The following is a 22,508-nucleotide window of genomic DNA, read 5'->3' as shown; positions in this document are numbered from 1 at the left end:
CCGCTCACCGGCCCGTTATGGAGCCGTAGCCGGGCTGCCCGCCGTGGGCCCGGCCCGGCACGGTAGCGTCGACCTTGCCATGGAACTTGCCTACATTCCCAGCCCGTCGCGCGGAGTGATCCACCTCGGCCCCATTCCGCTGCGCGGCTATGCCTTCTGCATCATCATCGGTGTCTTCGTCGCCGTCTGGCTCGGCAACAAGCGCTGGCTGGCCCGGGGCGGGAGGGCCGGCACGGTGGCCGACATCGCCGTCTGGGCCGTGCCCTTCGGCCTGATCGGCGGCCGGCTCTACCACGTGATCACGGACTACGAGCTGTACTTCAGCGAGGGCCGCGACTGGGTGGACGCCTTCAAGATCTGGGAGGGCGGCCTCGGCATCTGGGGCGCCATCGCGCTCGGCGCCGTGGGCGCGTGGATCGGCTGCCGCCGCCGGGGCATCCCGCTGCCCGCGTACGCCGACGCCATCGCGCCCGGTATCGCCCTCGCACAGGCGATCGGCCGCTGGGGCAACTGGTTCAACCAGGAGCTGTACGGCAAGGAGACCGACCTGCCGTGGGCCGTGCACATCACGTCCTCCCTGGACGGCCGGGTGCCGGGCTACTACCACCCGACGTTCCTGTACGAGTCGCTGTGGTGCATCGGTGTCGCCCTCCTCGTCATCTGGGCCGACCGCCGCTTCCAGCTGGGCCACGGACGGGCGTTCGCGCTGTACGTCGCCGCCTACTGCGCCGGTCGCTTCTGGATCGAGTACCTGCGGGTCGACGACGCCCACCACATCCTCGGCCTGCGCCTGAACAACTGGACCGCACTGTTCGTGTTCGTGCTGGCCGTGGTGTATCTCGTGCTCTCGGCGAAGAAGCGGCCTGGGCGGGAGACCGTGGTGGAACCCGGTGCGGACGACTCCTCCACGGACGAGGCCGAAGCCGACGGCGACGCCAAGGACGAGGCGAAGACCGAGTCCCCGGAGGCCGCCGCGGAAGAGGGCGAGGCCGAAGGGAAGGGCCACGGCAAGGACGACGTGAAGGATCCCGCCGAGTCCGAGTCCGAGTCCGAGTCCGAGTCCGAGTCCGAGTCGGCGGGCAAGAAGAGCTGACGGCAGGTTCTACGACGACGAGGGCGCCCGGGATCTCCGGGCGCCCTCGTCGCGTGTGACCGTCAGGCGCGGCGGGCCAGCGACAGAGTCCGCTGGGCCGTCGCCACCACCGCCGCGTCGATGAAGCGTCCGTCCGGCAGGGCCTGGGCGCCCGGCTCGGCCGCCGCGGCCTTGACGATCGTCTCCGCCTCCTCGATCTCCCGCTGCGTGGGCAGATAGGCCCGTTCGATGATCGGGAGCTGGCGGGGGTGGATCGCCGAGCGGCCCAGGAAGCCCAGGCTGCGGCCGTGTGCGCAGGACGACGCCAGGCCTTCGAGATCGCGGATGTCGGGGTGGACCGACTGCGGCGGCGGGGCCAGGCCGGCCGCCCGCGCGGCGACGACCACCCGCGAACGGGACCAGTCGAGGCCCGCATCCGCCCGCAGGCCCAGGTCGGCCCGCAGATCGGACTCGCCCAGGGAGATGCCGCGCAGGTCGGGGTGGGCGGCGGCGATGGCGTAGGCGTGTTCGACGCCGAGGGCCGTTTCGAGGAGGGCGTAGAGCGGGCGTGGGCCGTGCTCCGCGACGCGGGTGGCGATCCGGGTGATCTGGGCGGGTGACGTCACCTTGGGGAGGCGGAGGCCGCGGACGCCGGGGAGGGCGGCCACGGCCTGGAGATCGGCGGTGGCGAGGGGGCCGTCCAGGGCGTTGACCCGGACGTGGACCGGGACCGGCTGTTCCTCAGAGAGCAGCTCGGCGGTGGCCGCGCGGGCGTATTCCTTGCGGTCGGGGGCGACCGCGTCCTCCAGGTCGATCACGACGACGTCCGCCCCGCAGCGGAGGGCCTTGGCGACGATGTGCGGGCGGTCGCCGGGGACGTACAGCCAGGTGAGCGGGAAGGTCACAGGGCGCCCTCCGTGCGCAGGGCCGTCAGGTCGGCCGGGGTGAGGCCGAGTTCCGTGAGGACCGCCTCGGTGTCCGCGCCGTGCGGGCGGCCGGCCCAGCGGATCGCGCCGGGGGTGGAGGAGAGGCGGAACAGGACGTTCTGCATGCGGATCGGGCCCAGTTCGGGGTCGTCGACCGTGGTGACGGTGTCGAGGGCCTGGTACTGGGGGTCGGTCAGCACGTCCCGTACGTCCTGGATCGGAGCGATCGCCGCTTCCGCCTTCTCGAAGGCGGCGAGGACGTCGGTGCGGGTCCGGGCGGCGATCCAGGTGCCGACCGCCGTGTCGAGGACGTCGGCGTGGGCAGCCCGTTCGGCGCCCGTCGCGAACCACGGCTCGTCGATCAGCTCGGGGCGGCCGACCAGCCGCATCACGCGCTCCGCCACCGACTGGGCCGAGGTCGACACGGCGACCCAGGTGCCGTCGGCCGTGCGGTAGGTGTTGCGCGGGGCGTTGTTCGCGGAGCGGTTCCCGGTGCGCTCCTGGACGTATCCGAGCTGGTCGTACCAGAGGGGCTGCGGGCCGAGGACGGTCAGGATCGGTTCGATGATGGCCATGTCGACGACCTGGCCCTCGCCGGTGCGGTCGCGGGCGGCGAGGGCCGTCATGACGGCGTACGCCGTGGCCAGGGCCGCGATGGAGTCGGCGAGGCCGAACGGCGGCAGGGTCGGGGGCGCGTCGGGTTCGCCGGTGATGGAGGCGAAGCCGCTCATCGCCTCGGCGAGGGTGCCGAAGCCGGGGCGGTGGGCGTACGGGCCGAACTGGCCGAAGCCCGTGACGCGGGTGAGGACCAGCCGCGGGTTGGCCGCGGACAGTTCCTCCCAGCCGAGGTCCCATTTCTCCAGGGTGCCGGGGCGGAAGTTCTCGATGATCACGTCGGCGGTGGCGGCGAGACGCAGCAGGGTGGCGCGCCCGCCGGGCCTCGACAGGTTCAGGGTGATCGCGCGCTTGTTGCGGCCGAGGAGCTTCCACCACAGGCCGACGCCGTTCTTGGAGGGACCGTGGCCCCGGGACGGGTCGGGTTTCGACGGGTGCTCGACCTTGATGACCTCCGCGCCGAAGTCGCCGAGCATGGTGGCGGCGAGGGGGCCGGCGAAGAGGGTGGCCAGGTCGAGGACGCGCAGGCCGTCCAGGGGCGCGTCGCGGGTGCCGTCGTCGTTCGGTCCGGTAGCGGTGCGGGCGCTGTTCGTTTCGGTCATGACGTGTACTGCTTCTCGATCTCGGAGCGGTACGGCATCGACGCGGAGGCGCCCGGCCGTTGGACCGAGAGCGCCGCCGCGGCGGCGGCCCAGGCCAGGGCCTCCCGTACGGGACGGTCCTCGCCGAGGGCCACCGCGAGGGCTCCCACGAAGGTGTCACCCGCGCCGGTGGAGTCCACGGCGGTCACCTGCGGGGCGGGGACGGTCACGGGTTCGGTGCCGCGGGCCGCGTACAGGCTGCCCGCCGCGCCGAGGGTGACGACGACCTCCGGGACGGTGTCGAGGAGGGCGAGGGCGGCCTCGCGGGGGTCGGTGCGGCCGGTGAGCGCGGCGGCCTCGTGTTCGTTGGGCACCAACAGGTCGGTGGCGGCGAGCAGTTCGGACGGGAGGGGCTGGGCGGGGGCGGGGGTGAGGATCGTACGGACGCCGTGCGCGCGGGCCGCGCGGGCGCCGGCGACGACCGCCGTGAGCGGGATCTCCAGCTGGAGCAGCAGGGCGTCGGCGGAGGCGATGAGGACCTCGTCGCCGGGGACGAGGTGGTCCACGGTGCCGTTCGCGCCGGGGACGACGACGATCGCGTTGCCGCCCTCGTCGTCCACCACGATGTGCGCGGTGCCTGAGGGGGACTCGACCGTGCGCAGATGGTCGGTGTTCACTCCCGAGTGTTCGAGGGTGGAGCGCAGGCGGGTGCCGAAGGCGTCGTTGCCGACCGCGCCGATCATCGAGACGGTGCCGCCCGCGTGGGCGGCGGCGACGGCCTGGTTGGCGCCCTTGCCGCCGGGGATCGTACGGAACTCCCGTCCCGTCACGGTCTCCCCGCGCTGCGGGGCCTTCTCGACGTAGGCGACGAGGTCCATGTTCGTGCTGCCGAGCACGACGATGTCGGTCATGGGCGTGCAGCCTCCCGGTGGGTGAGGTGGGCGAGGGTGTCGAAGCCGGTGCCGTCGAAGTCGGCGACGGAGGTGGCGAGGCGGTTCTTGAGCGGGGCCGTCCAGCGGTCGGGGAGGGCGGCCGGGGCGCCGGCCAGGAGCGCGGCGACGCTGCCCGCGGTGGCGCCGTTGGAGTCGGTGTCCCAACCCCCTGACACGGCACGGCAGATGGAGCCGGTGAAGTCGCCGTCGGCGTGGGTGAGGGCGGCGGCGATCAGGGCCGTGTTGGGGATGGCGTGGACCCAGTGGTGGGTCGCGCCGTGCGTGGCGTGGAGTTGGTCCACGACCGTGTCGAAGTCGGGGTGCTCGCGGGCGAGTCCGATCGCGTGGGTGACGGCTCGGAACAGGCGGGAGCGGGGTGGGACGACCGTGAGGCCGGTGCGCAGACAGGCGTGGATGTCATGGCTGCCGGTCGCGGCGGCGGCGACGGTGGCCGCCGTGAACATCGCCGCGTAGACGCCGTTCGCGGTGTGGGTGAGGGTGGCGTCCCGGTGTGCCTGCTCGGCCGCGGCGGCCGGGTCCCCGGGGTTGGTCCAGCCGTGCAGGTCGGCGCGGATCAGGGCGCCGATCCACTCGCGGAAGGGGTTGCGGTGGCGGGCGGTGTGCGGGGGTTCGATGCCGCGGAGGAGGTTGCGGTAGGCGAGGCGTTCGGCGGTGAACGTGCGGCCGGCGGGGAGTTCGTCCAGCCAGAGCTGTGCCACGTCGGTGGTGGTGAAGGTTCTGCCGTGCCGCCGGAGCAGGAGGAGGTTGAGGAGGGGGTAGTTGAGGTCGTCGTCCTCGGGCATGCCGTCGATGTTCTCGGCGAGTGAGGTCTGCGCCGAGCGGCGGTTCCAGGGGTGTGCGTCCAGCAGGGCCGGGGGGACGCCTCTCGCGGTGAAGTAGGTGGTGAGGGGCCGGTTGCCGGCGGCGGCGGCCAGGGCGCGGATGGCGTCGAGGGGGAGTTTCTCCACCGGTTTGCCCAGGAGGCAGCCGACTGCCCGGCCCAGCCAGGCGGCTTCCAGGGCGGCCGGGGTGAGGGCCCGGCCACGCCTGCCCGCGGGCTCGGCCGGCCACGCCGGACAGGCGGCCCTGATCTTCGGCAGGTCCGTCGGCTCGTCCTCCGCCAAGGCGTTCGGCAGGTCCGCCAGTTCGTCCAGCAGATCCTCCGCCAGGAGGCGCAGATAGCGGGACGCGGGCCGGGAGGAGGCGCCGGCCCGTTCCGGGGCCTCCCGGCCGCCCGCCGCCCGCCAGCGGGCCGCGACCGCCGAAGGTTCGCGGCCGTCCTGAGCCGCCTGCCGGAGTTCATGGCCGACGAGGTCCTCCGGCTGCACCCAGGTCAGGCGGAGCATCACCGGACCCCGAGGCCGGCGAACGCCCGCTCGTGCGCCCTGCGGCGGCGGACGTCCTTCTCGAAGATCTCCCGGGCGACCTCGGTGAGGGTCGTCGCCGGTGACCACAGGTCCAGGCGGCTGGCCTCCGCGACCCGCTTCGACCACTCGTCCGGCACGGGGGAGCCGAGGGCGCCGGTCACCGCGCCGGCCATCGTCGCGATCGAGTCGCAGTCACGGCCGTAGTTCACCGCGCCCAGCACCGCGTGGCGGTGGTCGCCGCCGGCCAGCACCACCATGCCCAGGGCGACGGGGAGTTCCTCGATGGCGTGCAGCCGGGAGGGGCGGCGGGCGGCCAGGGAGGGCTGCCGGTAGTCGGGGCCGACGGTGTCGTAGGGGGCCACCGCCTCCCGGAGCGGGGCCAGCGCCGACTCGAAGTCCTGGTGCCGGGCGGCGACTTCGCAGACCTGCTCGATCGCCGCGCGGGTGCCGTCCTTGGCCAGCGACAGGCACGCCGTCACCACCGAATCGGGTGTCGCGCCGGGTGCGCAGGCCGCGGCCACCGCCGCCGCGAAGACGCCCGCCGCCTCACGGCCGTACGACGACTGGTGGGCGCCCGCCAGGTCGATCGCCTCGGCGTAGGCCGCCGCGGGGTCGGCCGCGTTGACCAGGCCGACCGGGGCCATGTACATCGCCGCACCGCAGTTGACGATGTTGCCGACGCCCGCCTCGCGCGGATCGACATGACCGTAGTGGAGCCTGGTGACCAGCCACTTCTCCGCCAGGAAGAGGCGCTGGAGGGGGAGCGCCTCGGCCTCCAGCTCCGGGATCCAGCGCGGGTTCGTCATCAGGTCCGGGACCAGGTGGTCGGCGAGCGCGTACGCGTCCAGGTGGTCGCGGACCCTGGCGTAGACCCTGATCAGCGCGTGGGTCATCAAGGTGTCGTCGGTGACGTGGCCGTCGCCCTTGTGGTACGGCGCGATGGGACGGGCCGTGCGCCAGTCGTCACCGTTCCAGGGGCCGACGATGCCGTGCACCCGGCCGCCGTGACGCTGGAGGATCTGGTCGGGGGAGTAGCCCTCGACCGGCCCGCCGAGGGCGTCGCCGACGGCCGCGCCGACGAGGGCGCCGGTGACGCGTTCCTCCAGGGTCGCGCCCCCGGGGGTCTCCCTCTCCCGGGTTCCCCCGGACCTTCCGACGCTTTCTTCTGTTTTGGGTGTCATGAGCCGAATCATCCTCCTGCTGTGGCCGGTTGTGTGGCTTCCAGCAGTTCGGCGAGTTCCACCAGGTCGGTGCCGGTGAGGCGGGGCAGGGCGCAGCCGGAGAGCGTGCGGCAGGCGTCGCGCCAGCTCGCCGGGATCGACGCCGCGCCGCCCAGCGCGCCGGTCAGCGCGCCCGCGAGCGCGGGGGCGGAGTCGGCGACGCGCGACAGGCAGGCCGCCGCCGGTACGGCCTCCCCGATACGGCCGCCCGAGGCGGTGGCCAGCGCGAGGGCGACCGGGACGGTCTCGGCGGCGGCGATGCCGTAGCTGTAGACGTGGTCGACGATCTGGTGCTCCAGCAGCGGGATCAGCGCGAACGCGCTCTCCGCGGTCCGGGCGAGGGCGAGCGCGTGGCGGGCGTTGCGGCCGATCTCCGTGCCCTCGGGGAGTTCGGCGAGCGCGGCGGCCACGCAGCTTCCGGTGTCCGCGCCGGCCAGGGCCAGCGAGAGGGCCGCCGCCATCGCGCGGGCGCCGTGCACGCCGTCGCCGTCCTGGGTGTAACGGGCGTCGAATTCGGCCAGTTCGGCGGCGAGTCGGGGGTCACCGGGGTGGGCCACCGCGAGCACGCAGGCGCGGATGCAGGCGGCGTCGTCGAAGTAGTGCGGGTTGTCGTGGCCGGTGGCGGGCGGGCGCAGACCGGTGGCCAGGTTGCCGAGGCCGGCCCGGACGGAGATGCGGGCGCGCAGGGGGAGGACCGCCGACTCCACCTCGGGGGCGCGGTCGGCCGCCGCCGCGACCTCGCTGGCGATCGCGTTCCACGTCAGGTCGATGGCGGCGCGCATACGACGCTGCCGGCTGAGGTCGCCGAGGACGGTGTCGTCGCCTGCCCGCAGGACCGCCTCCGCGGCGAAAGCCGCCCATTCGGCGTCGTCGGACGGGCCGAGGCGGAGGGGTTCGGGGGGCTGGTTGAGCGCGATGGGGACGGGGAGGGTGGTCGTCGCGTTCTGTTCGGCGAAGGTGTCCAGCTCGCGGGTGAGGCGGCGGGTCCACTCCGGCATGCGGGCGGCGCGGTGGCGGGCCGCGGGCCAGCCGGCGGCGTCGCCTGCGGCCAGGCCGAGGAGGAGGCCCTCGGTGCGGCGGAGGGCTCTCCCGGCCTCGGCTTCGCCTTCGGCCGGGGAGTGTCCCCCACCCGCACCGCCCGTGCGGGCATCGATGCCGGGTGCGGGTGGCCCCTGTGGGGGGTCCCCGCCATCGGCGGCCGCGGGACTGATCGAGGGGCCGATCGAGGGGCCAATTGCGGGACCGATCGCAGGGCCGATTGCGGGACCGGTCGGCTCCGCCGTGACCGTGCGGCTCGTGGCCTTCCCGTCGTCGACGGTCGCCGGGCCGATCGGCTTTGCCGTGGTGGTGCCGCCTGTGGCGTCTCTGTCGTCGGTGGTCGGGGGGCTGGTCGGGTTTGCTGTGGGTGTGTGGTCCGTGGCGTCTGCGTCGTCGGTGGTCGGGGGGCCGGTCGGCTTCGGAGTGAGCGTGCCGTTCGTGGTGTCGGTGTCGGTGTCGGCCGTCGTCGGTGGCAGGGTTGCCGGGCCGCCCGTTGTGCCCTCGGCCCAGGGGCCCGGTGGTCTCATGAAGTCGCTCCCGGTACCAGGAGGTCTGCCACGTCCAGGATGTGGTGGCCGGACATCGACGGGAGGCAGCTGCCGCGGGCCGGGCCGATGGCCGCCGCCCAGTCCGGGGGGATCGCCGAGACGCCCTGGGTCGCGCCGGCCAGGGCGCCCGCCACCGCGGCCGTCGTGTCGGCGTCGCGGCCCATGTTGACGGCCGTGAGGACGGACTGGGCGAAGTCGCCGTCGGCCGACGCGTACGCGCCGAAGGCGAGGGCGACCGCCTCGGGGGCCAGGTCGGTCCACGGATAGCCGCCGATGACGACGGCGGAGCGGACCGCGCGTTCGCCGCGGTGGGCGACCGCGACCGCGCGGCGCAGGGAGCGGGCCGTCCAGGAGTCGTCGGGGATCACGGCCAGCGCGGCGGCGACCACGGCGACCGTCGGCGCTCCTGCCATCGCGGCAGCGACGCCCGCCGCGACGGCCTGGCCGCCGTAGATGCCCTCGCCGTCGTGGCTGACCGAGCCGTCGATCGCGACCAGGCGGGCCGCCTCGGCCGGGCGGCCCGCGGCGAAGACGCCGAAGGGGGCGGCGCGCATCGCGAGGCCGTCGCTCCAGGCGTGCCGGTGCTGGGCGGAGATGGGTGCGGCCAGGCCCCGGCGGAGGTTCTCCAGGGTGCCGCGTTCGCTGAAACCGGCTCCGCGGAAGGGGCCCTCGTCGCGGTCGGCGATCCATGTGTGCCAGGCCGCCCCCACGTCGGCGGGGGTCAGCGCGGAGCCGTGCCGGGCCAGCAGCAGGCCCGAGAAGATGGCGTACTCGGTGTCGTCGGTGCCGGCCGGCCGGTCGGTGACGTAGCCCGTGACCCTGCCCCAGCGGGCGCGGATCTCGGAGGGCTTGAGGTTCTCGGCCGGTGCGCCGAGGGCGTCTCCGACGGCCAGGCCGAGCAGTGCGCCGCGGGCCCGTTCGCGGAGGTCGGTGGCGTCACCCGGTGCCGGGACCGGGGGCATGCAGACGATCGATGCCATACGGGGCCTCTCCTCCGGGGGGCCGCGCACGGGTGCGGAGCCCTTTGCGGATGTGTCCCACCGTCGGCGGTTGACCTGAGCCTCCGGAGCCGTCATGTCACCCGGTCGACATCTGTGCAGGCTCCCGATCGAATGAGCGAACGAAGGTAAAACCGCAGGTTAGCGCAGCCTTTCCTTGCTGGCGGGGTGGAATGGTCGGGCGTAGTCTGGTTCTTGTCAAATTATGGAATGAGTCCAAAGAGGGCTGTCCGGGTCGACCGCCGGGCGGCACGCAGACGTTTTTCTGGAGATCGGCATGGCTCTCATCGAGACCGAGGCGGCGCTGCACGAGGCGCACCGGGACAATCACACGCACCGGGACGTGAGCGGCGGCTGGCTGCGGCCGGCCGTCTTCGGGGCGATGGACGGTCTGGTCTCCAACCTCGCCCTGATGACCGGTGTCGCCGGTGGGGCGGTCGAGCGGCAGACCATCGTGCTGACCGGGCTCGCGGGACTCGCCGCCGGCGCCTTCTCGATGGCCGCCGGCGAGTACACCTCCGTCGCCTCGCAGCGCGAACTCGTCGAGGCGGAACTCGACGTCGAGCGGCGTGAGCTGAGAAAGCACCCGAAGGACGAGGAGGCCGAGCTGGCCGCGCTCTACGAGGCCCGCGGCGTCGAGCCCGGTCTCGCCCGGCAGGTCGCCTCCCAGCTGTCGCGCGACCCCGAGCAGGCCCTGGAGATCCACGCTCGCGAGGAACTGGGCATCGACCCCTCCGATCTGCCGTCCCCGCTGGTGGCCGCCGTTTCCAGCTTCGGCGCGTTCGCGCTGGGTGCCCTGCTGCCGGTGCTGCCGTATCTGCTCGGCGCGACCGTGTTGTGGCCGGCCGTCCTGCTGGCGCTGCTCGGACTGTTCCTGTGCGGTGCGGTGGTGTCCAGGGTGACTGCGCGTACCTGGTGGTACAGCGGGCTGCGGCAGCTCGTCCTCGGTGGTGCGGCGGCCGGTGTGACGTACGCCCTGGGCAGTTTCTTCGGAACGGCCGTAGGATAGATCGGCTGCTACTTATGCGATGGGCCGCATAAGTAGCCGTTACTCGCTGGTTTCGAACGCTTAACCACCGGGCATGAGCCGTAAGCGCTGTGGGCAATGAGGCTCGCGGCGCACTCGCGGGGTGGGCTACGCCGCCCCCTCCGCCCCGCGGACCGACAGGCACCGATCTGATCGATGGTGTCCGGTTCGGTCCCCACATACTTTTCAGCCGCTTGTGCGGCACCCCGCCGGCACCCACGGCGTCCGCATGTTGGAACGGAGTATCCGGTTCCCGAGAACCGCTCCATCATGTAACCTGCACGAAATTTTGCACCTACGCAGAGGGCCAACGTCGTCCCTTCGCCAGCAGATATGCCACTTGAGACGACGACGGGAGAGCCGATGCGTACGCCGCGCCAGCCGTCCCAGCATTCCGCGAATGGCCAGAACTGGTCTTTCATGGATGCTCGCCCTGCTGCGCAGGGTATGTACGACCCCCGCAACGAGCACGACGCCTGTGGCGTCGGCTTCGTGGCCAACCTCACCGGCGAGGCGAGCCACACGCTGGTCGAGCAGGCGCTGACCGTTCTGCGCAACCTCGAGCACCGCGGCGCCACCGGCTCCGAGCCGGACTCCGGCGACGGCGCGGGCATCCTCACCCAGGTCCCCGACGCGTTCCTCCGTGAGGTCGCCGGGTTCGAGCTGCCCGAGGCCGGCGGTTACGCCGTCGGCATCGCCTTCCTGCCCGAGGACGGCCTCCAGGACGCCGTCTCGCGTATTGAGACGATCGCCGCCGAAGAAGGCCTCACGGTCCTCGGCTGGCGCGACGTCCCGGTCGCCCCCGAACTCCTCGGCGCCACCGCCCGCTCGACGATGCCCGCCTTCCGCCAGATCTTCGTGACCGACGGCGTCTCGAAGGGCATCGACCTCGACCGCGGCGCGTTCGTGCTGCGCAAGCGTGCCGAGCGCGAGGCGGGCGTCTACTTCCCCTCGCTCTCCGCGCGGACGATCGTCTACAAGGGCATGCTGACCACCGGCCAGCTCGAGCCCTTCTTCCCGGACCTGTCCGACCGCCGTTTCGCCTCGGCCGTGTCGCTCGTCCACTCGCGCTTCTCGACGAACACCTTCCCGTCGTGGCCGCTCGCCCACCCGTACCGCTTCGTCGCGCACAACGGTGAGATCAACACCGTCAAGGGCAACCGCAACTGGATGGCGGCCCGCGAGTCCCAGCTCGTCTCCGACCTCTTCGGCGACCAGGAGCGCATCGACCGCGTCTTCCCCATCTGTACGCCGGACGCCTCCGACTCGGCGTCCTTCGACGAGGTGCTCGAGCTGCTCCACCTCGGTGGCCGCTCGCTGCCGCACTCCGTGCTGATGATGATCCCGGAGGCGTGGGAGAACCACGACTCCATGGACCCGGCCCGCCGCGCCTTCTACCAGTTCCACTCCAACCTGATGGAGCCCTGGGACGGCCCGGCCTGCGTCACCTTCACCGACGGCGTCCAGGTCGGCGCGGTCCTCGACCGCAACGGTCTGCGTCCCGGCCGCTACTGGGTCACCGACGACGGCCTCGTCGTCCTCGGCTCCGAGGTCGGCGTCCTCGACATCGACCCGGCGAAGGTCGTCCGCAAGGGCCGCCTCCAGCCCGGCCGGATGTTCCTCGTCGACACCGCCGAGCACCGCATCATCGAGGACGACGAGATCAAGGCCCAGCTCGCCGCAGAGAAGCCGTACGCCGAGTGGCTCGAGGCGGGCGAGATCGAGCTGAGCGACCTGCCCGAGCGTGAGCACATCGTGCACACGCACGCCTCGGTCACCCGCCGCCAGCAGACCTTCGGCTACACCGAGGAAGAGCTGCGCATCCTGCTCGCGCCGATGGCGAAGGCCGCCGCCGAGCCGATCGGTTCCATGGGCACCGACTCGCCGATCGCCGCGCTGTCCTCCCGCCCGCGGCTGCTGTTCGACTACTTCACCCAGCTGTTCGCGCAGGTCACCAACCCGCCGCTGGACGCGATCCGCGAGGAGCTGGTCACCTCCCTGCGCTCCGCGCTCGGCCCGCAGGGCAACCTGCTCGACCCGAGCGCCGCGTCCTGCCGCTCCGTCGTGCTGCCCTTCCCGGTGATCGACAACGACGAGCTGGCCAAGCTCATCCACATCAACGCCGACGGCGACATGCCGGGCTTCAAGGCCGCGACCCTCTCCGGCCTGTACCGGGTGCACGGCGGCGGGGACGCGCTGGCCGCACGGATCGAGGAGATCTGCGCCGAGGCCGACGAGGCCATCGAGAACGGCGCCCGCCTCATCGTCCTGTCGGACCGCCACTCCGACGCCGAGCACGCGCCGATCCCGTCGCTGCTGCTCACCGCGGCCGTCCACCACCACCTCATCCGCACCAAGCAGCGCACCCAGGTGGGCCTGCTGGTCGAGGCCGGTGACGTCCGCGAGGTCCACCACGTGGCCCTGCTGATCGGTTTCGGCGCCGCCGCCGTCAACCCGTACCTGGCGATGGAGTCCGTCGAGGACCTGCTGCGCGCGGGCACCTTCCTCAACGGCATGGAGCCCGAGCAGGCGATCCGCAACCTGATCTACGCCCTCGGCAAGGGCGTCCTGAAGGTCATGTCCAAGATGGGCATCTCGACCGTCGCCTCCTACCGCGGCGCCCAGGTGTTCGAGGCCGTCGGTCTCGACGACGCCTTCGTCGCCAAGTACTTCAACGGCACGGCCACCAAGATCGGCGGCGTCGGCATCGACGTCATCGCCAAGGAGGTCGCCGCCCGCCACGCCAAGGGCTACCCGGCCAGCGGCATCGCGCCGGCCCACCGCGCGCTGGACATAGGCGGCGAGTACCAGTGGCGCCGCGAGGGCGAGCCGCACCTGTTCGACCCGGAGACGGTCTTCCGCCTCCAGCACTCGACGCGTGCCAACCGCTACGACATCTTCAAGATGTACACGGACCGGGTGAACGAGCAGTCCGAGCGCCTCATGACGCTGCGCGGCCTGTTCGGCTTCAGCTCGGGCCGGGAGCCGATCTCCGTCGACGAGGTCGAGCCGGTCAGCGAGATCGTCAAGCGCTTCTCCACCGGCGCCATGTCGTACGGCTCCATCTCCAAGGAGGCGCACGAGACCCTCGCCATCGCCATGAACCAGCTGGGCGGCAAGTCCAACACCGGTGAGGGCGGCGAGGACGCGGACCGGCTGTACGACCCGGCGCGGCGTTCGTCGATCAAGCAGGTCGCCTCCGGCCGCTTCGGCGTGACCTCCGAGTACCTGGTCAACGCGGACGACATCCAGATCAAGATGGCCCAGGGTGCCAAGCCCGGCGAGGGCGGCCAGCTGCCCGGCCACAAGGTCTACCCGTGGGTCGCCAAGACGCGTCACTCGACGCCGGGCGTCGGCCTGATCTCCCCGCCGCCGCACCACGACATCTACTCCATCGAGGACCTGGCTCAGCTGATCCACGACCTCAAGAACGCCAACCCGAAGGCCCGCATCCACGTGAAGCTGGTCTCCGAGGTCGGCGTCGGCACGGTCGCGGCCGGTGTGTCCAAGGCCCACGCGGACGTCGTGCTCATCTCGGGTCACGACGGCGGCACCGGCGCCTCTCCGCTGACCTCGCTGAAGCACGCGGGCGGCCCCTGGGAGCTGGGCCTCGCCGAGACCCAGCAGACCCTGCTGCTCAACGGCCTGCGCGACCGCATCGTCGTGCAGACCGACGGCCAGCTGAAGACCGGCCGCGACGTGATCATCGCCGCGCTGCTCGGCGCCGAGGAGTTCGGTTTCGCGACCGCGCCGCTCGTCGTCTCCGGCTGCGTCATGATGCGCGTCTGCCACCTGGACACCTGCCCGGTCGGCATCGCCACCCAGAACCCGGTGCTCCGCGACCGGTTCAACGGCAAGGCCGAGTACGTGGTGAACTTCTTCCAGTTCATCGCGCAGGAGGTCCGCGAGCTGCTCGCCGAGCTGGGCTTCCGCTCGATCGAGGAGGCCGTCGGCCACGCCGAGGTCCTCGACGTCGAGCGGGCCGTCGACCACTGGAAGGCGCAGGGCCTGAACCTGGAGCCGCTGTTCCACGTGCCGGCGCTGCCCGAGGGCGCCTCCCTCCACCAGGTCGTCGAGCAGGACCACGGCCTGGAGAAGGCGCTCGACAACGAGCTGATCAAGCTCGCCGCCGACGCGCTGGCCGCGGACTCCGCGACCGACGCCCAGCCGGTGCGCGCCCAGGTCGCGATCCGCAACATCAACCGCACGGTCGGCACCATGCTCGGCCACGAGGTGACGAAGAAGTTCGGTGGCGCGGGCCTGCCCGACGACACCATCGACATCACCTTCACCGGCTCGGCCGGCCAGTCCTTCGGCGCCTTCCTCCCGCGCGGTGTCACGCTGCGCCTGGAGGGCGACGCCAACGACTACGTCGGCAAGGGCCTCTCCGGCGGCCGCGTCATCGTCCGCCCGGACCGGGGCGCCGACCACCTCGCCGAGTACTCGGTGATCGCGGGCAACACCATCGCCTACGGCGCGACCGGCGGCGAGCTGTTCCTGCGCGGCCGGACGGGCGAGCGGTTCTGCGTCCGCAACTCCGGCGCGACGGTCGTCTCCGAGGGCGTCGGCGACCACGGCTGCGAGTACATGACCGGCGGTCACGCGGTGGTCCTCGGCGAGACGGGCCGCAACTTCGCGGCCGGTATGTCCGGCGGCGTCGCCTACGTGATCGACCTGAACCGCGACCACGTCAACTCCGGCAACCTCGGCGCGATCGAGGAGCTGGACGACACCGACAAGGCATGGCTGCACGACGTGGTGCGCCGCCACGCCGAGGAGACCGGTTCGACGGTCGCCGAGAAGCTGGTCGCCGACTGGGACGCGTCCGTGGAACGCTTCAGCAAGATCATCCCCAGTACGTACAAGGCAGTGCTCGCCGCCAAGGACGCCGCCGAGCGAGCCGGTCTCACCGAGACCGAGATCACCGAGAAGATGATGGAGGCGGCGACCAATGGCTGATCCCAAGGGCTTTCTCCACCACGGCCGCGAGGTCGCCAAGTCCCGCCCGGTCGAGGAGCGACTCAAGGACTGGAACGAGGTCTACGTCCCCGGCTCGCTGCTGCCGATCATCGGCAAGCAGGCCAGCCGGTGCATGGACTGCGGCATCCCGTTCTGCCACAACGGCTGTCCGCTGGGGAACCTGATCCCCGAGTGGAACGACTTCGCGTACCGCGAGGACTGGTCGGCGGCGTCCGAGCGCCTGCACGCCACGAACAACTTCCCGGAGTTCACGGGCCGGCTGTGCCCCGCTCCGTGCGAGTCGGCGTGTGTGCTCGGCATCAACCAGCCGGCCGTGACCATCAAGAACGTCGAGGTCTCGATCATCGACAAGGCGTGGGAGACCGGTGACGTCGCCCCGCAGATCCCGGAGCGGCTGTCCGGCAAGACGGTCGCGGTCATCGGCTCGGGCCCGGCGGGTCTCGCCGCCGCCCAGCAGCTGACCCGGGCGGGCCACACCGTCGCCGTCTACGAGCGCGCGGACCGCGTCGGAGGCCTCCTCCGGTACGGCATCCCCGAGTTCAAGATGGAGAAGCGGCACATCAACCGCCGTATCGAGCAGATGCGCGCGGAGGGCACCCGCTTCCGTACGGGCATCGAGATCGGCCGCGACCTCAAGGGCACCGACCTGAAGAAGCGGTACGACGCGATCGTCATCGCCGCCGGCGCCACGACCGCCCGTGACCTCCCGGTCCCCGGTCGCGAGCTGAAGGGCGTCCACCAGGCCATGGAGTACCTGCCGCTGGCCAACAAGGTGCAGGAGGGCGACTTCGTGGCGCCCCCCATCTCGGCCGAGGGCAAGCACGTCGTGGTCATCGGCGGTGGCGACACCGGCGCCGACTGCGTGGGCACCGCCCACCGCCAGGGCGCGGCCTCGGTCACGCAGCTGGAGATCATGCCCCGCCCCAACGAGGAGCGGAACCCGGTCGCCCAGCCGTGGCCGACGTTCCCGATGCTCTACAAGGTCACCAGTGCGCACGAGGAGGGCGGCGAGCGGGTCTACTCCGTCTCCACCACCCACTTCGAGGGCGACGAGGACGGCAACGTCCAGTGGCTGCACCTCACCGAGGTGGAGTTCGTCGAGGGCAAGCTGACCCAGAAGCCGGGCACGGAGCGCAAGATCCCCGCCCAGCTGGTCACCCTCGCCATGGGCTTCACCGGCACCGACCGGGAGAACGGGCTGGTCGAGCAGTTCGGCCTGGAGCTGGACGAGCGCGGCAACATCGCCCGCGACGCCGACTTCCAGACCAACGTGCCGGGCGTGTACGTCGCCGGTGACGCCGGCCGCGGCCAGTCCCTCATCGTGTGGGCGATCGCGGAGGGCCGCTCGGCCGCCCGCGGCGTCGACCGCTTCCTGACCGGAGCCAGCGACCTGCCGGCCCCGATCCGGCCGACCGACCGTTCCCTGATGGTCTGACGGCCGGTCACCGAGCGTCCCGTACAAAGGCGTACGGGCGGGATGTCCGGGGGCCCAGCCCCCCGGACACCCCCCGAGACGGCGTCTGCCCCACTGTCCCCGACCGGACGACCGGGCAGGCGCCGCCGCATGTCCCGGTGTGGGAGGGTGTGGCCCATGGTCGCGATCAGTCTCAGCAAGGTCCAGGAGACGGCACCCGCGCTGGTCAGCCTGTACAAGAGCGCCGGGGTGTCCCTCACGAAGCACGGCCTGGACGGGCAGCGGGCCGCTGTCTACCTGGTCGTGGACTACTCGGGGTCGATGAAGCCGTACTACAAGGACGGCAGTGTGCAGGCGCTCGCGGACCGGGTGCTGGGTCTGTCGGCGCATCTCGACGACGACGGGCGGGTGCCGGTGGTGTTCTTCTCCACCGATGTGGACGCCGTCACCGACATCGCGCTCGCCGACCACCAGGGGCGGGTGGACCGGATCGTGGCCGGTCTCGGGCACATGGGGAAGACCAGCTATCACCTGGCGATGGACGCCGTCATCGACCACTATCTCGACAGCGGTTCCCGCGAGCCCGCTCTCGTCGTCTTCCAGACCGACGGCGGGCCGATCAACAAGCTCGCCGCCGAGCGCTATCTGTGCAAGGCGTCGACGCTGCCGCTGTTCTGGCAGTTCATCGGCTTCGGGGACAAGGACAGCAAGCAGTTCGACTTCCTGCGCAAGCTCGACGAACTGCCCGTGCCGCAGAAGCGGGCCGTCGACAACGCCGGTTTCTTCCACGCGGGCGCCGATCCGCGCAGGATGTCGGACGCGGATCTGTACGACCGTCTCGTGGGTGAGTTCCCCAAGTGGCTGGTGGCGGCGCGGGCGCAGGGGATCGTGGGCCCCGGCCGCTGAGTCGGCGGCCGAGTCGGGCGGCTGGGTCAGGCGGCTGGGTCAGGCGGCGTCGAGGACGTCGTCGCGGCACTCCCGCGGGGTGCCCCAGGCGGTGCGCAGGGCGTGGGCCTTGGTGAACCACAGCGACAGGTCGTACTCCGCGGTGTAGCCGATCGCGCCGTGCAGATGCAGCGCGGTCCGGGCGGTGGTGTAGGCCGCCTCGCAGGCGGTGGCCTTCGCGGCGGCCACGTCGGCCGGGGCCATGGTGAGGGCGGCGCCGAGGACCAGGGGGCGGGCGAACTCCAACGCGATCTTCGCGTCGGCCAGCCGGTGCTTCACCGCCTGGAACGACCCGACGGGCACCCCGAACTGGGTGCGCCGGCCGACGTGGGCGACCGTGCGGTCGAGGAGGGCGAGGCCGATGCCGAGGGCCTGGGCCGCGGTGGTGAGACGGGCCAGGGCCAGGGCGTGCGGCGCGGGCGGGCCGAGGAGTTCGCCGCCGGACGGGAGCGGGGTGAGGCGACGGGCCGGGTCGAGGGAGCCGCGCACCGGACCGTGGCCGGGGGCCAGGCGAAGACCTTCGGGGGAGAGGGAGAAGCGGTGCGTGGCCGCGTCGCCGTCCAGCGCGAGGGAGCCCTCGCGGCTGAGGGTGGCCAGGCTCTCCCCGGCGGCGACACCGGGCAGGAACCGTTTCGCGTGACCGGTGCCGGCCAGCAGCGACGCCACCGCGACCGTCTCCACCAGCGGTCCCGGCACCGCGTGGCGTCCCAACTCGATGAAGGCGACCGCCAGTTCGACGGGCCGCACACCCAGCCCCTGGTACTCCTCGGGGACCGCCAGCGCGAACACCCCGGCCTCGGCGATACGGCTCCACAGCGCACGCCCGCGCCCGTGCTCGCCGCGGCTCCAGTCCCGGATCACGGCGGGCGTGTCGGCGGCGGTGAGCAGCGCGTCCAGGGAGCGGGCGAAGTCCCGCTGCTCGGGGTCGAGGAGGAAGCGCATCAGCGGCGTCCCTTCGGCAGGCCCAGCAGGCGTTCGGCGACGATGTCGCGCTGGATCTCGTTCGTGCCCGCGTAGATCGGGCCGGCCAGCGCGAAGACGTACCGCTCGGTCCAGTCCGTGGACGCCGACTCGCCCTCGCCGTCCAGGAGGTCGAGGGCCGTCTCGTGCAGCGCGAGGTCGTACTCGGACCAGAAGACCTTGTTCAGGCTGGACTCCGGGCCCAGCGGCTCGCCCGTCAGATGCCGGGAGGCCGCCGCGAACGTGAACAACTGGTAGGCGCGGGCGCCGATCAGGGCGTCGGCGACCTTCTCCCGCGCCCAGTCGGGGCTGCCCCGGTCCTGCCAGAGGGCCCGCAGACGCTCGGCGCTCGCCAGGAAGCGGCCGGGGGAGCGGAGTGTGAGCCCGCGTTCGTCGGCCGCCGTCGCCATCGCGATCTGCCAGCCCCGGCCGGGCTCGCCGATCACGTCCTCGTCGGGCACGAAGACCTCGTCCAGGAACAGCTCGGCGAACGCCGGCCTGCCGTCGAGCCGGCGGATCGGGCGGACCGTGACCCCGGGTGCGCGCAGGCCGAACATGACGTAGGTGAGCCCCTGATGGGGTCTCGGGGCGTCCGGGTGGCTGCGGAACAGGCCGAAGGCGCGGTCGGCGAAGGCGGCCCGCGAGGACCAGGTCTTCTGGCCGCTCAGGAGCCAGCCGCCGTCCGCGCGCACCGCCTTGGACCGCAGGGACGCCAGATCCGAACCGGCCTCCGGCTCCGACCAGGCCTGCGCCCAGACCACCTCGCCGGTCGCCATCGACGGCAGGACACGGGCGCGCTGCTCCTCGGTGCCGTGGGCGAAGAGGGTCGGGGCGAGCAGGCTCACGCCGTTCTGCCCGACCCGGCCGGGGGCGCCCGCCGCGTAGTACTCCTCCTCGAACAGCAGCCGGCCGATCAGACCGGCGTCCCGGCCGCCGTACCGCTCCGGCCAGTCGACCACCGACCAGCGGTCCGCGGCCAGTTCGGCCTCCCACGCGCGGTGCGCGGCGAAGCCCTCCTCGGTCTCCAGGGAGGGCGGCGGCGCGGCCGGCACATGTGCCGCGAGCCAGGCACGGGCCTCGGCCCGGAAGGCCTCCTCGTCCCGCGTGAACCCGAGATCCATGACCCGACCACCTTCCCTAACAAGTGTTTGGTAGGTTAGCGTGCTGCCATGACAGACGTCGAGAGTCCGTCGTACGTGCCGGGACACGGTCTGCTGCGCGGGCGTACCGCCGTGCTCACCGCCGCGGCCGGTGCGGGCATCGGCGGCGCGACCGCGCGGCGCTTCCTGGAGGAGGGCGCGCGGGTCCTGATCAGCGACGCCCATGCCCGGCGGCTCAAGGAGCACGAGGCCGCGCTGGCCGCCGAGTTCGGTGCGGCGGCGGTCGCGGCGGTGCCCTGCGACGTCACGGACGAGGACCAGGTGCGCCGGCTGTTCGACGCTGCCGTGGACACCCACGGCCGCCTGGACGTCGTCGTCAACAACGCCGGGCTCGGCGGGACGTGCGCACTGGCCGACATGAGCGACGAGCAGTGGTCCCGGGTGCTGGACGTGACCCTGACGGGGACGTTCCGGTGCGTGCGGGCGGCCCTGCGGCACTTCCGCGACCGGGACGGGGGCGGCGTGATCGTCAACAACGCCTCCGTCCTCGGCTGGCGCGCCCAGGCCGGGCAGGCGCACTACGCCGCCGCCAAGGCGGGCGTCATGGCGCTGACCCGGTGCGCGGCGGTCGAGGCCGTGGCCTACGGGACGCGGGTCAACGCCGTCGCGCCGAGCCTGGCCATGCACCCCCACCTGGCGAAGGTGACGTCCCCCGGACTCCTGGAGGAACTCACCGCGCGCGAGGCCTTCGGGCGGCACGCCGAGCCCTGGGAGGTCGCCAACGTGATCGTGTTCCTCGCGTCCGGCTACTCCTCGTACCTGACCGGCGAGGTCGTGTCGGTCAGCGGACAGCGGGCCTGAGGCGGGGGGCGACAATGTGCGCGTGCCTACGAAGAAGAAGTCCCAGGTGACCGCGGCCGAGCCCGCCGCGGCCACCACCGCGCGCGACCGCCGCGGCGAACTCCTCGACACCGCCGCCGAGGTCTTCGCCGAGCACGGTTACAACGCCACCACGGTCCGCAAGATCGCGGACCACGCGGGCATGCTCGCCGGCAGCCTCTACTACCACTTCGACTCCAAGGAATCGATGCTGGAGGAGATCCTGCGCACCTTCCTCGACGAGCTGTGGGACGGCTACGACACCGTCCTGGCCGCCGGTCTCGGCCCGCGCGAGACCCTCGAAGCCCTGGTCACCGAGTCGTTCCGGGAGATCGACCGGCACCGTGCCGCCGTCGCGATCTACCAGAAGGAGAACAGGCAGCTCGTCGCGCAGGAACGGTTCGCGTTCCTCGCCGAGTCGCAGCGCAGGTTCGAGAGGGCGTGGCTGTCCACGCTGGAGCAGGGGGTCGCCGCCCGGGTCTTCCGGGCCGACCTCGACGTCCGTCTCACCTACCGGTTCGTCCGGGACACGGTGTGGGTCGCCGCCTCCTGGTACCGGCCCGGCGGACAGCACAGCCCGGAGGAGATCGCCCGGCAGTACCTGTCGATGGTGCTGGACGGGATCGCCGTACGCACGTAACCGCACGCACGTAACCCGATGGGGAGTCTGGGGAGTCGCCATGGCCGAGGCCTATATCGTCGAAGCGGTCCGTACGCCCGTCGGGCGGCGCGGGGGAGGGCTCGCCGGGGTCCACCCGGCCGACCTCGGCGCCCATGTGCTCAAGGAACTCGTGGCGCGGTCCGGCATCGACCCGGCCGCCGTCGAGGACGTCGTCTTCGGCTGCCTGGACGCCGTCGGACCGCAGGCCGGGGACATCGCCAGGACCTGCTGGCTGGCCGCCGGACTGCCCGAGGAGGTGCCGGGCGTGACCGTGGACCGGCAGTGCGGGTCCTCGCAGCAGGCGGTGCACTTCGCCGCCCAGGCCGTGCTGTCCGGCACCCAGGACCTGGTCGTCGCGGGCGGCGTGCAGAACATGTCGCAGATCCCCATCGCCTTCGCCACCCGGCAGGCCGCCGAGCCGCTCGGCCTCACCCAGGGCCCCTTCGCGGGCAGCGAGGGCTGGCGGTCCCGCTACGGCGACCGGCCAGTCAACCAGTTCGCCGGCGCCGAGATGATCGCCGCGAAGTGGGGCATCACCCGGCAGGACCAGGAGGAGTTCGCGCTGCGCTCCCACCGGCGGGCGCTGCGGGCCATCGACGAGGGCCGCTTCACGCGGGAGACCGTGCCCCTGGGGAGGACCGCCGTCGACGAGGGGCCGCGCCGGGACACCTCCCTGGAGAAGATGGCCGCGCTGAGACCCGTCCTCGACGGCGGCACCGTCACCGCCGCCTGCTCCTCGCAGGTCTCCGACGGGGCCGCAGCCCTGCTGCTCGCCTCCGAACACGCCGTCCGCGAGCACGGGCTGCGGCCCCGCGCCCGCGTCCACCATCTCTCGGTGCGCGGCGAGGACCCCATCCGCATGCTGACCGCGCCGATCCCCGCCACCGCGCACGCCCTGAAGAAGACCGGCCTGTCCATCGACGACCTCGACCTCGTCGAGATCAACGAGGCCTTCGCGCCGGTCGTCCTGGCCTGGCTGAAGGAGACCGGCGCGGACCCCGCCCGGGTCAACGTCAACGGCGGCGCGATCTCCCTCGGCCACCCCCTGGGCGCCACCGGCGCCCGGCTGATGACCACCCTGCTGCACGAACTGGAGCGCACCGGCGGCCGGTTCGGCTTGCAGACGATGTGCGAGGGCGGCGGACAGGCCAACGTGACGATCATCGAACGGGTGTGAGGGGCGGGCCCGTGTCGGTGTCGTGCGGTCCCGTCAGGCAGCGCTCAAGGGCGTCCGAAGATCGAGCG

General features: G+C 72.5%; 17 protein-coding genes. 8 read left to right on the top strand and 9 right to left on the bottom strand.

Annotated features, from left to right (window positions below; genetic code table 11):
* The first annotated feature begins 79 nt into the window (after window positions 1-79).
* Entirely contained in the window at window positions 80-1,093 is a 1,014-nt protein-coding gene (gene lgt / locus ACFWJX_RS33560; RefSeq protein ID WP_383250100.1) for a prolipoprotein diacylglyceryl transferase, read from the top strand.
* A 62-nt stretch (window positions 1,094-1,155) separates the two neighbouring features.
* Here the strand turns inward: lgt and ACFWJX_RS33555 are convergent, their stop codons facing one another.
* The 7 genes from ACFWJX_RS33555 to ACFWJX_RS33525 form a co-directional block, all read right to left on the bottom strand.
* Complete coding sequence (locus ACFWJX_RS33555) at window positions 1,156-1,977, bottom strand: HpcH/HpaI aldolase/citrate lyase family protein (protein WP_383250099.1); 822 nt, start codon at window positions 1,975-1,977, stop codon at window positions 1,156-1,158.
* Window positions 1,974-3,215: a CaiB/BaiF CoA transferase family protein gene (locus ACFWJX_RS33550; RefSeq protein ID WP_383250098.1), complete on the bottom strand. Its 1,242-nt coding sequence runs from the start codon at window positions 3,213-3,215 to the stop codon at window positions 1,974-1,976. Before ACFWJX_RS33550 ends, ACFWJX_RS33555 begins: the two co-directional genes overlap by 4 nt.
* A complete protein-coding gene (gene rbsK / locus ACFWJX_RS33545) occupies window positions 3,212-4,105 on the bottom strand; it encodes a ribokinase (RefSeq protein ID WP_383250097.1) in 894 nt (297 codons plus the stop codon). The genes ACFWJX_RS33550 and rbsK overlap by 4 nt, the downstream gene beginning before the upstream one ends.
* Window positions 4,102-5,472: an ADP-ribosylglycohydrolase family protein gene (locus ACFWJX_RS33540; RefSeq protein WP_383250096.1), complete on the bottom strand. Its 1,371-nt coding sequence runs from the start codon at window positions 5,470-5,472 to the stop codon at window positions 4,102-4,104. Before ACFWJX_RS33540 ends, rbsK begins: the two co-directional genes overlap by 4 nt.
* Entirely contained in the window at window positions 5,472-6,674 is a 1,203-nt protein-coding gene (locus ACFWJX_RS33535; protein WP_383250095.1) for an ADP-ribosylglycohydrolase family protein, read from the bottom strand. The genes ACFWJX_RS33540 and ACFWJX_RS33535 overlap by 1 nt, the downstream gene beginning before the upstream one ends.
* Before the next feature lie 8 nt (window positions 6,675-6,682).
* Window positions 6,683-7,972, bottom strand: coding sequence for an ADP-ribosylglycohydrolase family protein (locus ACFWJX_RS33530; RefSeq protein ID WP_383250161.1), 1,290 nt, complete (start codon window positions 7,970-7,972; stop codon window positions 6,683-6,685).
* A gap of 302 nt (window positions 7,973-8,274) precedes the next feature.
* On the bottom strand, window positions 8,275-9,279 hold the full coding sequence (locus ACFWJX_RS33525; protein ID WP_383250094.1) for an ADP-ribosylglycohydrolase family protein: 1,005 nt from the start codon (window positions 9,277-9,279) through the stop codon (window positions 8,275-8,277).
* A gap of 295 nt (window positions 9,280-9,574) precedes the next feature.
* On the opposite strand from ACFWJX_RS33525, the gene ACFWJX_RS33520 reads away from it, so the two are divergent.
* The 4 genes from ACFWJX_RS33520 (at window position 9,575) to ACFWJX_RS33505 (ending at window position 17,624) form a co-directional block, all read left to right on the top strand.
* Entirely contained in the window at window positions 9,575-10,306 is a 732-nt protein-coding gene (locus ACFWJX_RS33520) for a VIT1/CCC1 transporter family protein (protein WP_383250093.1), read from the top strand.
* Window positions 10,307-10,687: 381 nt separating this feature from the next.
* Window positions 10,688-15,283, top strand: coding sequence for a glutamate synthase large subunit (gltB, locus tag ACFWJX_RS33515; RefSeq protein ID WP_383250092.1), 4,596 nt, complete (start codon window positions 10,688-10,690; stop codon window positions 15,281-15,283).
* On the top strand, window positions 15,276-16,739 hold the full coding sequence (locus ACFWJX_RS33510) for a glutamate synthase subunit beta (RefSeq protein WP_383250091.1): 1,464 nt from the start codon (window positions 15,276-15,278) through the stop codon (window positions 16,737-16,739). The genes gltB and ACFWJX_RS33510 overlap by 8 nt, the downstream gene beginning before the upstream one ends.
* A gap of 156 nt (window positions 16,740-16,895) precedes the next feature.
* Complete coding sequence (locus tag ACFWJX_RS33505; protein ID WP_383250090.1) at window positions 16,896-17,624, top strand: vWA domain-containing protein; 729 nt, start codon at window positions 16,896-16,898, stop codon at window positions 17,622-17,624.
* Window positions 17,625-17,663: 39 nt separating this feature from the next.
* Here the strand turns inward: ACFWJX_RS33505 and ACFWJX_RS33500 are convergent, their stop codons facing one another.
* Entirely contained in the window at window positions 17,664-18,605 is a 942-nt protein-coding gene (locus ACFWJX_RS33500) for an acyl-CoA dehydrogenase family protein (protein ID WP_383250089.1), read from the bottom strand.
* Window positions 18,605-19,744 (bottom strand): acyl-CoA dehydrogenase family protein, encoded by a 1,140-nt coding sequence (locus tag ACFWJX_RS33495; protein ID WP_383250088.1) that lies wholly within the window; start codon window positions 19,742-19,744, stop codon window positions 18,605-18,607. Before ACFWJX_RS33495 ends, ACFWJX_RS33500 begins: the two co-directional genes overlap by 1 nt.
* 48 nt (window positions 19,745-19,792) lie before the next feature.
* Between ACFWJX_RS33495 and ACFWJX_RS33490 the strand changes: the two genes are divergently transcribed.
* From ACFWJX_RS33490 to ACFWJX_RS33480, 3 genes are read left to right on the top strand one after another with little or no spacing between them, the layout of a single operon-like run.
* Complete coding sequence (locus ACFWJX_RS33490) at window positions 19,793-20,584, top strand: SDR family oxidoreductase (RefSeq protein ID WP_383250087.1); 792 nt, start codon at window positions 19,793-19,795, stop codon at window positions 20,582-20,584.
* Between the two features lie 22 nt (window positions 20,585-20,606).
* Window positions 20,607-21,242 (top strand): TetR/AcrR family transcriptional regulator, encoded by a 636-nt coding sequence (locus ACFWJX_RS33485; RefSeq protein ID WP_383250086.1) that lies wholly within the window; start codon window positions 20,607-20,609, stop codon window positions 21,240-21,242.
* Window positions 21,243-21,282: 40 nt separating this feature from the next.
* Entirely contained in the window at window positions 21,283-22,440 is a 1,158-nt protein-coding gene (locus ACFWJX_RS33480) for an acetyl-CoA C-acetyltransferase (RefSeq protein WP_383250085.1), read from the top strand.
* The last annotated feature ends 68 nt before the right edge of the window (window positions 22,441-22,508 follow it).

This window comes from Streptomyces sp. NPDC058335 (assembly GCF_042723915.1).
Taxonomy (GTDB): Bacteria; Actinomycetota; Actinomycetes; order Streptomycetales; family Streptomycetaceae; genus Streptomyces.
Note: the sequence above shows the minus strand (reverse complement) of the source record. Positions and strands in the feature narration are given on the sequence as shown.

What these genes read in the sequence shown, in the direction of transcription:
- lgt (WP_383250100.1), top strand. Translation starts at nt 80, where the DNA reads ATGGAACTTGCCTACATTCCCAGCCCGTCGCGCGGAGTGATCCACCTC.
- ACFWJX_RS33550 (WP_383250098.1), bottom strand. Translation starts at nt 3,215, where the DNA reads ATGACCGAAACGAACAGCGCCCGCACCGCTACCGGACCGAACGACGAC.
- rbsK (WP_383250097.1), bottom strand. Translation starts at nt 4,105, where the DNA reads ATGACCGACATCGTCGTGCTCGGCAGCACGAACATGGACCTCGTCGCC.
- ACFWJX_RS33540 (WP_383250096.1), bottom strand. Translation starts at nt 5,472, where the DNA reads ATGCTCCGCCTGACCTGGGTGCAGCCGGAGGACCTCGTCGGCCATGAA.
- ACFWJX_RS33535 (WP_383250095.1), bottom strand. Translation starts at nt 6,674, where the DNA reads ATGACACCCAAAACAGAAGAAAGCGTCGGAAGGTCCGGGGGAACCCGG.
- ACFWJX_RS33525 (WP_383250094.1), bottom strand. Translation starts at nt 9,279, where the DNA reads ATGGCATCGATCGTCTGCATGCCCCCGGTCCCGGCACCGGGTGACGCC.
- ACFWJX_RS33520 (WP_383250093.1), top strand. Translation starts at nt 9,575, where the DNA reads ATGGCTCTCATCGAGACCGAGGCGGCGCTGCACGAGGCGCACCGGGAC.
- gltB (WP_383250092.1), top strand. Translation starts at nt 10,688, where the DNA reads ATGCGTACGCCGCGCCAGCCGTCCCAGCATTCCGCGAATGGCCAGAAC.
- ACFWJX_RS33510 (WP_383250091.1), top strand. Translation starts at nt 15,276, where the DNA reads ATGGCTGATCCCAAGGGCTTTCTCCACCACGGCCGCGAGGTCGCCAAG.
- ACFWJX_RS33505 (WP_383250090.1), top strand. Translation starts at nt 16,896, where the DNA reads ATGGTCGCGATCAGTCTCAGCAAGGTCCAGGAGACGGCACCCGCGCTG.
- ACFWJX_RS33500 (WP_383250089.1), bottom strand. Translation starts at nt 18,605, where the DNA reads ATGCGCTTCCTCCTCGACCCCGAGCAGCGGGACTTCGCCCGCTCCCTG.
- ACFWJX_RS33495 (WP_383250088.1), bottom strand. Translation starts at nt 19,744, where the DNA reads ATGGATCTCGGGTTCACGCGGGACGAGGAGGCCTTCCGGGCCGAGGCC.
- ACFWJX_RS33490 (WP_383250087.1), top strand. Translation starts at nt 19,793, where the DNA reads ATGACAGACGTCGAGAGTCCGTCGTACGTGCCGGGACACGGTCTGCTG.
- ACFWJX_RS33480 (WP_383250085.1), top strand. Translation starts at nt 21,283, where the DNA reads ATGGCCGAGGCCTATATCGTCGAAGCGGTCCGTACGCCCGTCGGGCGG.